The 12,734-nt window shown below is 64.3% G+C and carries 12 protein-coding genes; 11 read left to right on the forward strand and 1 reads right to left on the reverse strand.

Translation table 11 applies throughout. The features are described 5' to 3' along the window. Window positions 1-290 precede the first annotated feature (290 nt). From rimP to ACEN88_RS12880, 11 genes are all read left to right on the forward strand, one after another. The gene (gene rimP, locus ACEN88_RS12830; protein ID WP_413340089.1) at window positions 291-779 is read left to right on the forward strand and encodes a ribosome maturation factor RimP; all 489 of its coding nucleotides are present in this window, start codon (window positions 291-293) and stop codon (window positions 777-779) included. Next, window positions 776-2,341, forward strand: coding sequence for a transcription termination factor NusA (nusA, locus tag ACEN88_RS12835; RefSeq protein WP_413340091.1), 1,566 nt, complete (start codon window positions 776-778; stop codon window positions 2,339-2,341). The genes rimP and nusA overlap by 4 nt, the downstream gene beginning before the upstream one ends. Before the next feature lie 101 nt (window positions 2,342-2,442). Further along, window positions 2,443-5,331: a translation initiation factor IF-2 gene (gene infB, locus ACEN88_RS12840; protein WP_413340093.1), complete on the forward strand. Its 2,889-nt coding sequence runs from the start codon at window positions 2,443-2,445 to the stop codon at window positions 5,329-5,331. 253 nt (window positions 5,332-5,584) lie between these two features. Continuing rightward, a complete protein-coding gene (rbfA, locus tag ACEN88_RS12845) occupies window positions 5,585-6,034 on the forward strand; it encodes a 30S ribosome-binding factor RbfA (RefSeq protein ID WP_259448932.1) in 450 nt (149 codons plus the stop codon). Next, window positions 6,031-6,954 (forward strand): tRNA pseudouridine(55) synthase TruB, encoded by a 924-nt coding sequence (gene truB / locus ACEN88_RS12850; RefSeq protein ID WP_413340095.1) that lies wholly within the window; start codon window positions 6,031-6,033, stop codon window positions 6,952-6,954. The genes rbfA and truB overlap by 4 nt, the downstream gene beginning before the upstream one ends. A gap of 39 nt (window positions 6,955-6,993) precedes the next feature. After that, on the forward strand, window positions 6,994-7,542 hold the full coding sequence (locus tag ACEN88_RS12855) for a hypothetical protein (RefSeq protein ID WP_413340097.1): 549 nt from the start codon (window positions 6,994-6,996) through the stop codon (window positions 7,540-7,542). 154 nt (window positions 7,543-7,696) lie between these two features. Continuing rightward, entirely contained in the window at window positions 7,697-9,532 is a 1,836-nt protein-coding gene (typA, locus tag ACEN88_RS12860; RefSeq protein ID WP_413340098.1) for a translational GTPase TypA, read from the forward strand. Window positions 9,533-9,801: 269 nt separating this feature from the next. Continuing rightward, entirely contained in the window at window positions 9,802-10,311 is a 510-nt protein-coding gene (locus tag ACEN88_RS12865; protein ID WP_371763683.1) for a DUF6160 family protein, read from the forward strand. Window positions 10,312-10,391: 80 nt separating this feature from the next. Further along, a complete protein-coding gene (locus tag ACEN88_RS12870) occupies window positions 10,392-11,165 on the forward strand; it encodes a hypothetical protein (RefSeq protein ID WP_413340100.1) in 774 nt (257 codons plus the stop codon). Then, a complete protein-coding gene (locus ACEN88_RS12875; RefSeq protein ID WP_413340102.1) occupies window positions 11,165-12,007 on the forward strand; it encodes a hypothetical protein in 843 nt (280 codons plus the stop codon). The genes ACEN88_RS12870 and ACEN88_RS12875 overlap by 1 nt, the downstream gene beginning before the upstream one ends. Next, a complete protein-coding gene (locus tag ACEN88_RS12880; RefSeq protein ID WP_413340104.1) occupies window positions 12,004-12,471 on the forward strand; it encodes a hypothetical protein in 468 nt (155 codons plus the stop codon). Before ACEN88_RS12875 ends, ACEN88_RS12880 begins: the two co-directional genes overlap by 4 nt. On the opposite strand, the gene ACEN88_RS12885 is transcribed toward ACEN88_RS12880, so the two are convergent. After that, the coding region (locus ACEN88_RS12885) for a helix-turn-helix transcriptional regulator (protein WP_413340105.1) at window positions 12,416-12,734 on the reverse strand (319 nt) is incomplete at its 5' end. The genes ACEN88_RS12880 and ACEN88_RS12885 overlap by 56 nt on opposite strands.

Raw genomic sequence — 12,734 nt, forward strand, 5'->3', positions numbered from 1 at the left:
CCCCCCCCCCCCCCCCCCCCCCGGGCCGCATGACCTGGGTCATGCCGCGCGAAAATGAATCGCTTGCAGCGCCGTGTTCTTCAAACGTGTAAACTGTTGCATAGCTGTTCATTTTGCAGTGCGGCGATTGCGGCCGACCCTGTATCGGGTTATAATGCATGTCTAACCCGAGTGCTTCCCAATATTGTTTTGGCGAACAAGCTCCAGTTGGGAATACAAAAGATGGGCAGTTGCCCATTTTTTTTTTGTTGAATCGTTTTAAGGGTCCGGCACCGGACCGTGGAGAACCTGTGCAGTTGTTTGATTTGATTGCCACGACAGTCAGCGGACTGGGCTACGACCTCGTCGATATCGAACGGGCCGAGCGAGGCATCCTGCGCGTGTTTATCGACTTCCCGGCGGCAGTGGCGGACGAAAAGGGACCGATCTCGGTCGAGGATTGCGCCACGGTGAGCCACCAGTTGTCGCACGTGCTGATGGTCGAAAACGTCGACTACGAGCGCCTGGAAGTGTCGTCGCCCGGACTGGACCGTCCGGTGCGCACCCTGGCCGACTTCGAACGCTTTGCCGGCAGCGAATGCACCGTCAAGCTGCGCGTCGCGATGCCCGGCACCGCGAACCGCAAGACCTGGACGGGCATCCTGCATGCGCCGGAAGGTGACAAGATCGGGTTGGAATTTGAAAGCAAGGATGGTCCGGCGTTGCTCGAATTTACGCTGGCCGAACTGGACAAGGCACGCCTGGTGCCAAAGGTGGATTTTAGGAGTCGCAAAGCATGAGTCGCGAAATTTTGTTGTTGGTTGATGCGCTCGCGCGCGAAAAGAACGTCGATAAGGAAGTGGTCTTCGGGGCGCTTGAGTTCGCCCTGGCGCAAGCTACGAAAAAGCGCTACGAAGGCGAGGTCGACATTCGCGTGTCCATCGACCGCGACACGGGCGAATTCGAAACCTTCCGCCGCTGGCACGTCGTGCCGGACGAGGCCGGTCTGCAACTGCCGGACCAGGAAATCCTGCACTTCGAAGCCAAGGAACAGATTCCGGACATCGAAGTCGACGAGTACATCGAAGAGCCGATCGAGTCGGTCGAGTTCGGCCGCCGCTTCGCCCAGGACACGAAACAGGTCGTGCTGCAGCGCGTCCGCGACGCCGAGCGCGAGCAGATCCTGCAGGACTTCCTGGAGCGCGGCGACGCGCTGGTCACCGGCACCATCAAGCGCATGGAGCGCGGCGATGCGATCGTCGAATCGGGCAAGATCGAGGCGCGCCTGCCGCGCGACCAGATGATCCCGAAGGAAAACCTGCGCATCGGCGACCGCGTGCGTGCCTACATCCTGCGCGTGGACCGCAACATGCGCGGCCCGCAGGTGATCCTGTCGCGCACGGCACCGGAATTCATCATGAAACTGTTCGAACTCGAAGTTCCCGAGATCGAGCAGGGTCTGCTGCAGATCAAGTCGGCCGCCCGCGACCCGGGCGTCCGTGCGAAGATCGCTGTCTTTACCGCGGACAAGCGCATCGACCCGATCGGTACCTGCGTCGGCATGCGCGGTTCGCGCGTGCAGGCCGTGACCGGCGAGCTGGGCGGTGAGCGCGTGGACATCGTGCTGTGGTCGGAAGATCCGGCCCAGTTCGTGATCGGCGCGCTGGCTCCGGCCAACGTGTCGTCGATCATGGTGGATGAAGAGAAGCACGCGATGGACGTCGTCGTCGACGAGGAAAACCTCGCGATCGCGATCGGCCGTTCGGGCCAGAACGTACGCCTGGCGTCCGAGCTGACCGGCTGGAAGATCAACATCATGACCGCCGAAGAGTCGGCCAACAAGGCTGCCCAGGAAACCGCTGCCGTGCGCACGCTGTTCATGGAAAAGCTGGACGTGGACGAGGAAGTGGCGAACATCCTGGTCGAAGAAGGCTTCTCGAGCCTTGAAGAAGTCGCATACGTGCCCATCTCCGAAATGCTGGAGATCGAATCGTTCGACGAGGACACCGTCAATGAACTGCGCACCCGTGCACGCGACGCGCTGGTGACCGAGGCGATTGCTTCGGAAGAAGGTCTCGAGGGTATGGAAGAGGCGCTGGCCAACCTGGAAGGGATGGACCGCGCCACTGCCGGCAAGCTGGGCCTGGCCGGTATCAAGACCCTGGAGCAATTCGCGGGTCTGGCCTACGACGAGTTCAGCGCCATCCTGGCGCTCCCGACCGATCGTGCCCGTGAACTGATCAAGAACGAATTTAATGATGTGACCGACGATGAGATGAAACTGGTCGACGCCAAGTACGACGACCGGGCCAAGGCCCTCCAGGCAAAAGCCTGGAGCCAGGTCGAAACGGCCAAGGCATAAATGAGACGCGACAGACCGGAGCATATCGCTTTCCGGTCTTCGCGCTTTATTAAGCTAGCAAATTTCTTTATCATCTCGCGACACATAGAAAAGAGGACTGAATGGCGAGTAACAACGTAGCCCAATTTGCCACCGAACTGAAGATGCCTGCAGATTTGCTGCTGACGCAGCTGCGTTCTGCCGGCGTCGAGAAAAGTTCGACGTCAGACCCCTTGTCCAAGGATGATAAGGATAAGCTGCTGAACCATCTGCGCCGTACCCACGGTGCCGCCGAATCCGGCGAAAAGAAGAAGATCACGGTGACCCGCAAGGAAACCTCCGAGATCAAGCAGGCTGACGCCAGTGGCAAGTCGCGCACGATCCAGGTCGAAGTGCGCAAGAAACGCACTTTCGTGCAACGTGACGATCTCGTCACGCCGAAAGCGGCTGCCCAGCAGTCGCCGGTCGTCGACGCCGCCGAGCAGGCGCGTCGCGATGAAGAAGCGCGCCGTCAGGCAGAGCTGATCGCGCGCCAGGAAGCGGAACTGCGCGAGAAGCAGGAACGCCTGGCCAAGCTCGAATCCGAAAAGGCCGAGCAGGCCAAGGCGGCCGAAGAGCAGGCCAAGCGCGACGCGGAAGAGCGCGCCAAGCGCGAAGCCGCGGAAGCCGAGGCAGCCCGTGCCAACGAGGCGCAGAAAGCATCCCAGGCGTCGGCAGGTGCTGCCAACGCCGCCGAGGAAGCGAAGCGCGCCGCCGCCGAGGAAGCCAAGAAAGCGGCTGCCGAGGAAGCCAAGCGCAAGGCCGAAGAGGCCGCGAAGGAAGCCGCCGAACGCGCTGCCGCCACCGAGCGTGCACGCAAGGCCGTGGCCGACGAAGTTGCCCAGATCAAGGCGATGATGGCCCAGCCGCGCCGCGTGATCAAGGCGCCGGAAGTGGTGCCGGCTGCGAAACCGAAGGCGGCCGAACCGAGCACCCTGCACAAGCCGGCGACGGCTGCGAAACCGGCCGAAGCCAAGCCGGCCGACGGTGCGGGCGGCCGTGCCAAGCCGGGCGACAAGAAATCGATCAAGTCGGCCAACGTGGCCTCGACCTGGTCGGACGACAAGAAGCGCGGCGGTCCGAGCGGCGGTACGAAGGGTCGCGGCAACGCGGCGCCGACCGGCCGTGACGGCTGGCGTGCAGGCGGCGGCCGTGGCGGCCGTCGTGGCGGCCACGACGATCGCGAATCGAACTTCCAGGCCCCGACCGAAGCCATCGTCAAGGATGTCTACGTGCCGGAGACCATCACCGTCGCCGAACTGGCGCACAAGATGGCCGTCAAGGCATCGGAAGTCATCAAGCAGCTGATGAAGCTGGGCCAGATGTGCACCATCAACCAGGTGCTGGACCAGGAAACCGCGATGATCGTGGTGGAAGAGATGGGCCACAAGGCCTTCGCCGCCGCCGAGGACGATCCGGAAGCGCTGCTGGCCGACCACGGCGAGCATGCCGATTTCGAGTTGAAGCCGCGTGCGCCGGTCGTGACCGTCATGGGTCACGTCGACCACGGCAAGACCTCGCTGCTGGACTACATCCGCCGCGCCAAGGTGGCGGCGGGCGAAGCCGGCGGCATTACCCAGCACATCGGTGCTTACCACGTGGACACGCCGCGCGGCATGGTCACCTTCCTGGATACCCCGGGCCACGAGGCGTTCACCGCCATGCGTGCCCGTGGTGCCAAGGCGACCGACATCGTCATCCTCGTGGTGGCGGCCGACGACGGCGTGATGCCGCAGACCAAGGAAGCAATCGCTCACGCGAAAGCGGCCGGCGTTCCCCTGGTCGTGGCGATCAACAAGATCGACAAGCAGGGCGCGAATCCGGACCGCGTGACCCAGGAGCTGGTGGCTGAAGGCGTCGTGCCGGAAGAATACGGTGGCGAGTCGCCGTTCGTCCAGGTGTCGGCGAAAACCGGCCAGGGCATCGACGACCTGCTGGAAAACGTGCTGCTGCAGGCCGAAGTGCTGGAACTGAAGGCGCCGGTGGAATCGCTGGCCCGTGGCCTGGTGGTCGAAGCCCGCCTGGACAAGGGCCGCGGCCCGGTCGCCACCATCCTGGTGCAGTCGGGTACGCTGAAGCGCGGCGACGTCGTGCTGGCGGGATCGTCCTTCGGCCGCGTCCGTGCGATGCTGGACGAAAATGGCAAGTCGGTGGCCGAAGCCGGTCCGTCCTTCCCGGTCGAGATCCAGGGCCTGACCGAAGTCCCGAGCGCGGGCGAGGAAGTCATGGTCATGGCCGATGAACGCAAGGCGCGCGAAATCGCACTGTTCCGTCAAGGTAAATTCCGCGACGTGAAACTGGCCAAGCAGCAGGCAGCGAAGCTGGAGAACATTCTCGACCAGATGGGCGAAGGCGAAGTCAAGAACCTGCCGCTCATCGTCAAGACCGACGTCCAGGGTTCGCAGGAAGCGCTGGTCGGCTCGCTGCAGAAGCTGTCGACGTCGGAAGTGCGTGTGCAGATCGTGCACGCGGCCGTCGGCGGCATCACCGAGTCGGACGTCAACCTGGCAACCGCGTCGAAGGCAGTCATCATCGGCTTCAACGCCCGTGCCGACGCCCAGGCGCGCAAGCTGGCGGAAACGAACGGCGTCGACATCCGTTACTACAGCATCATTTACGATGCGATCGACGAGATCAAGACGGCACTGTCGGGCATGCTGGCACCGGAGAAGCGCGAGCACGTCACCGGCCAGGTGGAAATCCGCCAGGTCATCCTCGTGTCGAAAGTCGGCGCGATCGCGGGCTGCCTGGTCACGGACGGCGTCGTCAAGCGTACCTCGTCGGTCCGCCTGCTGCGCAACAACATCGTCGTGTGGACGGGCGAGATCGACTCGCTCAAGCGCTTCAAGGACGACGTCAAGGAAGTGCGTGCCGGTCTGGAGTGCGGTCTGTCGCTGAAGAACTACAACGATATCCAGGTGGGCGATACCCTGGAAGTCTTCGAAGTTCAGGAAGTGGCGCGTACGCTGTAATCACGGCCTTTGCCGATCGGAGTACCATTTGGGGCCAGGAGCTCGCGCCTTGCGGCGCGGGGCGACTGGCCCCAAATCATTTTTCGTCGTTCCCGCGCACGCGGGAATCCATGCTGAGCATATCGGGTTGCGCTGATGGCTCGATCGATACAGTGATCGAAGTCGATTGTTTTTCGATTTCTGAACGTCAGTATGGGTTCCCGCTTTCGCGGGAATGACGGGTGATAACAAGAATACACGGCAGTAAACGAATATGGCAAAACATAGCAAAAGCATTCCCCAGCGCGGTTTGCGCGTGGCCGACCAGATCCAGAAGGACCTGTCGGAACTGATCGCCTTCGAACTGAAGGACCCGCGCGTCGGCATGGTCACCATCAGCGAGGTCAAGCTGACCCCGGACTACGCGCACGCGAAGATCTATTTCACGCTGCTCAAGGACAGCCCGGAAGAGATCAAGCAGACGCTGGAAGGCCTGACCAAGGCGTCGGGCTACCTGCGCAACCTGCTCGGCAAGCGCCTGCACATCCACACGCTGCCGCAGTTGCACTTCGTGCACGACACGTCGACGAGCCGCGGCCTCGCGCTGTCGGCGCTGATCGACCAGGCGAACGCGACAAGAGCAAAAGACGATGTGGCCGACACCGGCCACATCGAAACTGATCGAGGGGTTACCGGCAACGACGTTGCCGAGGATTCCGAGTGAACGCACGTCCCCCGAAAAAGCCCCGCGACCTCGTCGACGGGGTGCTCCTCATCGACAAGCCGGTCGGCCTGTCGTCCAACGATGCGCTGATCAAGGCAAAGCGCGTCGTCAACGCGAAGAAGGCCGGCCACACCGGCACGCTGGACCCGTTCGCCACCGGCCTGCTGCCGCTGTGCTTCGGCGAGGCGACCAAGTTCTCGCAAGACCTGCTGGAAGCGGACAAGACGTATGACGCCGTCGTCCACCTCGGCATCACGACGACCACGGGCGACACCGAAGGCGAGGCCGTCGAGACGCGTCCCGTGAACGTCACGGTCGAGCAGATCGAAGCGGCGCTGGCGAAGTTCCGCGGCCCCATCCTGCAGATCCCGCCGATGTATTCGGCACTGAAGCGCGACGGCAAGGCGTTGTACCAGTACGCGCGCGAAGGGATCACGCTGGAACGCGAAGCGCGTCCCGTCACGATCCACAAGCTCGAGATGCTGGCGTACGACGCCCCGATGCTGACGATCCGCGTCACGTGCAGCAAGGGCACGTACGTGCGCGTGCTGGGCGAGGACATCGGTGCCGAACTCGGCTGCGGCGCGCACCTGAACGCGCTGCGCCGGATCCAGGTCGGCGCGCTGACGGTCGACGGCATGGTCACCCTGGAACAGTTGCAGGCGCACGACAATCCATTGTCGCTGCTGGCACCCGTCGATGCGCTGCTGTCGAGCTTCCCGCGCGTCGAGCTCACCCCCGAACTGGCCGCGCGCTTCCTCAACGGCCAGCGCCTCGCGCTGAACCGCGAGCCGGTGACGCTGCCGGAGACGCCGGGCAGGGTGCGTGTCTACCACGGCGATAAGCTGCTGGGCACGGCGATCCTGCAGGACTATGGCGTGCTGGCGCCGGAACGGCTGATCGCCCGGCCGCAAGGTTAACCGTTTGCTCTGGCGTCAACATTGCGCCAGAATCAAGAGATGCAAGCGACCGACTCCCTCCGCACCGAAGCGCAACTGGCCGGCCGGGCCACCGGCGCCATGTTCTTTTTCGTGTTCGGCGCCGTCTGGCTGGAAGGCTGGGCGACGCAGGCTCACGAGGGCGCCCCGGCATGTGCCGGCATCGCGTTCGTGGCCCTGGCCCTGCTGGCCGTCGCCTGGCGCCGTTACCGCCGCTACGCGCCCGCGCTGGCGCACGCGCAGGACACGCCGGAGCGGCGCCGCATGAAGCGTGTCTTCAACATCGTGAACGCGGCACAATGGACCGCCATCTTCGTCCTCGCGCAGGTGCTGGTCAACCTGGGCAAGGGCGCGTGGATCATCCCGATGGCCATCGCCATCATCGGCCTGCACTTCCTGCCGCTGGCCCATGTGTTCAGGAATCCGCCGCACTACGTGACGGGCGTGGCCATGGTCGCGTTCGCCGCGCTGTATCCGCGGCTGGCGAGCGGCGGCCCGGCGGCGCCGGTGGGTTTCCTCGGTGCCGGACTCATCCTGTGGCTCAGCGGCGCCTGGGCACTGCGCGCCTGACGTCATCGTCATTCAATATTTCGGCGTTATTCTGGCGATGCGGGCCGTTGCGGCGCAGCAGAGGCCTGTAAGCATGCTATACTAGTGGGTTCCGGAAGTCGAAAGTCTCGAGCTCTTCCGCCCATCACGCAACATTTCACTGTTGAAAACGCATATGTCAGACACCAAACGCGCGATTCGTAATATCGCAATCATCGCCCACGTTGACCACGGCAAGACCACCCTGGTGGACCAGCTGCTGCGCCAATCCGGCACTTTCCGTGAAAACCAGGCGGTCGACACCCGCGTGATGGACTCGAACGACCTCGAGAAAGAACGCGGCATTACGATTCTGTCGAAGAACTGCGCGGTCGAGTATGAAGGCACGCACATCAACATCGTCGACACCCCGGGCCACGCCGACTTCGGCGGCGAGGTCGAGCGCGTGCTGTCGATGGTCGACTCGGTGCTGCTGCTGGTGGACGCCCAGGAAGGCCCGATGCCGCAGACCCGCTTCGTCACGCGCAAGGCGCTGGCGCTGGGCCTGAAGCCGATCGTCGTCGTCAACAAGATCGACCGTCCGGGCGCGCGCGCCGACTGGGCGATCAACCAGACGTTCGAACTGTTCGACAAGCTGGGCGCCAACGACGAGCAGCTGGACTTCCCGATCGTCTACGCGTCGGGCCTGAACGGCTACGCCGGCATGGACGAAAGCGTGCGCGGCGGCGACATGAAGCCACTGTTCGACGCCATCCTGAAATACGTGCCGGTGCGTGACGACAACCCGGACGGCCCGCTGCAGATGCAGGTCACGTCGCTGGATTACTCGTCGTACGTCGGCAAGATTGGCATCGGCCGTATCAGCCGCGGCCGCGTCAAGGCCGGCCAGGACGTCGTCGTCATGAACGGCCCCGACTCGACCCCGATCAAGGGCCGCATCAACCAGGTGCTGAATTTCAAGGGCCTGGAGCGCGTGCTGGTCGATGAAGCCGTCGCCGGCGACATCGTGCTGATCAACGGTATCGAAGACATCGGCATCGGCTCGACCGTATGCGCACCGGACGTGCCGGAAGCGCTGCCGATGCTGACCGTCGACGAACCGACGCTGACGATGAACTTCATGGTCAACAATTCGCCGCTGGCCGGCCGCGAAGGCAAGTTCGTCACCAGCCGCCAGCTGCGCGAACGTCTCGAGCGCGAACTGAAGGCGAACGTCGCGCTGCGCGTGCTGCCGACGCCGGACGACACCGTGTTCGAAGTGTCGGGCCGCGGCGAGCTGCACCTGACCATCCTGCTGGAAAACATGCGCCGTGAAGGCTTCGAGCTCGCGGTGTCGCGTCCGCGCGTCGTGTACAAGGAAATCGACGGCGTCAAGTGCGAGCCGTACGAGAACCTGACCGTCGACGTCGAAGAAGTGAATCAGGGCGGCGTGATGGAAGAACTGGGCCGCCGCCGTGGCGACCTGCAGAACATGGAATCGGACGGCAAAGGCCGCGTCCGTCTGGAATACCGTATCCCGGCCCGTGGCCTGATCGGCTTCCAGGGCGACTTCATGACGCTGACCCGCGGTACGGGCCTGATGAGCCACGTGTTCGACGCCTACGCACCGGTGGACAACACCAAGGGCGAGCTGGCCGGCCGCCGCAACGGCGTGCTGATCTCGCAGGACGACGGCGCCGCCGTCGCCTATGCGATCTGGAAGCTGCAGGACCGCGGCCGCATGTTCGTCGAGCACAACACCCCGGTGTACGAAGGCATGATCATCGGCATCCACTCGCGCGACAACGACCTGGTCGTCAACCCGATCAAGGGCAAGCAGCTGACCAACGTGCGTTCGTCGGGTACCGATGAAGCCGTGCGCCTGGTGCCGCCGATCCAGATGTCGCTGGAATACGCCGTCGAGTTCATCGAGGACGACGAACTGGTCGAGATCACGCCGAAGAGCATCCGCCTGCGCAAGCGCCACCTGAAAGAGCACGAGCGCAAGAAGGCCAGCCGCGAAGCCGCATAAGCTTCACCGGCTCCAACGAAAAACCCGCTGTTCGCAGCGGGTTTTTTTATGGCTCGGGAATCCATCGATTTGGCTTCCCGGGCAAGGACAAAACGATGTGGTTATTGCATTGGAAGGAATAACATTATTTCCACTTAATTGACTTCCAATTAAGGCAAAAGCGGTCCCGACGCACCCGTCCCGATTGGCCACAAGCCGCAGAGGATCCGAAGCGGACGCGCGGGGAAGCCCGAAGAGATTCCGTCGATCACAATAACACTGGAGATACCATGAAACTGCTGAAACAACTGACCGTCGTTGCCGCCCTGTCCTCGATCGCTTCGTACGCATCGGCCCTGACCCCGATCGCCGATGCCGAACTGTCCAAGGTCTCGGGCCGTGACGGTGTGTCGATCGCCGCTGACCTGCATGTGAACATCGGTTCGTTCGTCTACACGGATACCGATACCGCGGGCGGCTCGGTGAGCTTCAACAACATCAAGATCGCCGGTGCCATCGCTGCAACCATCGACATCATCGACAACGCCACGTTCCAGGCCGACGCCAGCGCGGCGTCGGGCGCATCGAGCGTCCTGGGCGTGACCGGCGGTGCCGGCCTGGCCGCCTTCATGCCGGCGGGCGACGTCGTCAAGATCGCCATCCCGCTGATCGACACCAACAAGAACCTGAGCATGTCGGTCGACTCGATCAAGATGGGCAACTCGACCGCTTCCTACGGTTCGTTCGCGGCCAACGACATCAAGCTGCAAGGCACCACCGTCTACATCTGGGCGCACTAAGCGGCTCGGGTTGGGTGATGGACGGCCCGCGGGCTTGCCCCGGGCCGTTTTTTTGACCATTGTTTTTCCCTGGTTAGGCCATGCGCACCTTGCTCACTGCGTCCCTCGTGGCACTCTCGCTGTTGCCCTGCGCGGCATCGGCCCAGATGCGCCCGATGTCCGACACCGAACTGTCCACAGTCAGCGGCCAGGGCCTGTTCACGGTCAGTAATTCCAGCTACAGCGGTTTCGATTTCACGCGCATCGGCCTCGACGCCGACGTCACGCTGAACGCCAACCTCGCCAACATGCGCCTGGGCGAATACACGTACGCGCCGCGCAACGGGTCCGGCGCCGACCTCGACATCGGCGCGCTGCAGTTCGGCCGCACCGACGCTTCCGCGGCACAGCGGGTCGTGCAGATCACGAACCCCTATTTCGAATTCGTCTACAAGAACACCGCCACGGGCAGCGGCAGCCAGCGCGAGATCGTCGGCATGCGCCTCGGCTTCGACGGCATCTCCGGCGACATCGGCATGAAGATCGCCACGCTGTCCGGTTCCATGCGCATCGACGCGGGCGCCGCCGGCGTCATCGACAGCATGAACGACGCCGGCGGCGGCAAGCGCTGGGACGGCACGTGCACGGGCTGCACGCCGCTCGCCAACGTCGGCGGCGTCACGGCGGGCGATGCGAACGGTCCGAGCCGCGATTTCTGGATCGCGATCCTCAAGCAACCCGTGACATTCCAGGCCGCCGCCGGCATGCCCGCGCCGACCGAGGCACAGGCCGGCATCTGGCTGAACTGGCGCGACAGGCTGACCGCGCTGAACCTTACCGGCACCGTGCCGGCCAATAACACGGCGGGGCATTGATGCGCGCCGTCGCCGCTGCCATCCTGTTGTCCGCGCCGGTGCTGGCCGCGGCGCTCGAACCGCTGCCGGACAGCGCGCTCGCCAAGGTGGCGGGGCGCGACGGCATGAGTTTCAACCTGTCGAATTTCGCCATGTCGGGCAACGCCGAGCTGCGCTACTACGCGCCCGGCGGCGGCAGCGTCGGCATCGGCAACCTGGCCGCATCGCGTTCCGACAACACGGACGCGCCGTTCGCCGATCCGTACCGCCTCGACATCCTCGCGGGCGGCCCGGGCCGCGCCGACATCATCAACATCGCCTTTCCCGAGACCGCGGCCGGCCGCGAAGTCTGGCAGGTCGCCTACGACTTCGGCGTGAACGCCGGCGGCTTCGACGTCAGGAACGGCAGCGTGATCCTCAAGGATCTCGTGGTCTACGGCGGCGGCCTGCAGTGGTCGACGCCGGCCGTGGGCGACGGCCTCGCGTTCGGCCTCGCCACACGCATCGAGCTCGGGAGCCTGACGCTGGCGCCGAACGGACGCGAGGCGACGGGCGAGGCGATGGTGCTGTCCAACGTGAAGATCGGCGCGGCGACGGCGGACGGTTCCGCGCCCACGTCGCCGTGGCGCATTGCCGACGTGACGAGCCAGGCCGGCATCTTCAATGCGCGCACGGACGCGGCGGGTAATTCGAGCCTGCACATCGGCGTCAACTGGCCCGATGCGGGCCAGGCGGCACCGAGCGGCACGCTGCAGATCGGGAACATCGGCTTCCGCAGCGACGCGGGGGCGAACATGGACCTGGGCAGCTCGCGCATCGGATCCATCCAGTTGCAGTACCTCGACGTCAAGTTCCGCCAGTGAGCACGCGCCGACTCGTCCTCCTTGCCATCCTGTTGCTCTGCACGGCGCGGTGCGCGCTGGCGGGGCCGCAGCCGCTGGCCGATGAAGAGCTCGCGCAGGTGCGCGGCGCCGACGGCGTCAGCTTCGCCGTGCGCCTGCAACTGAACCGTCCGGGCGACGGCAGTGTGGGCGACAGCCGCCTGACCATCGGCCAGACGGTCGACGGCCGCACGACGTACACGGTCCTGAAAAACATCGGGGGCGTGATCCAGATGGTGGGCCTGAACATCAGCCCGCAGACGGCTGCGGACGGCACGAACTATCTCGCCTTGACGCTACCTGCGTGGACGAAGTTCACGGACACCGGCTTCGATTCGCTTAGCGTGCAGGCCGACCCGCGCGGGCCCGTCACGCAGAGCCTGGGGCAGGTCACCCTGAACGGCGAATTGCAGATGCAGGGCCAGCTGCGCCTGTGGTCCCATTGACGGCCGCTTGTCCGTGGGCGTTCAGCCGGTCCTGCTGGAATTCGCCGGGCGCCTTGCCGAACCAGCGCAGGCAGGCGCGGTGGAAGGCGCTGGGGTCGGCGAAACCCAGCTTGTAGCTGAGGTTCTTGACGCTGATGCGGTCGCTGCCCAGGTATTGCTGCGCAATCGTGCGGCGCACCTCGTCGACGAGCGTGGAAAAGTCGGTGCCTTCGTTCGCAAGACGGCGCTGCAGGGTGCGCTCGCTGATCGCGAGGCGCCGCGCG

The organism is Massilia sp. CT11-108 (assembly GCF_047302915.1).
GTDB lineage: Bacteria > Pseudomonadota > Gammaproteobacteria > Burkholderiales > Burkholderiaceae_D > Telluria > Telluria orientalis.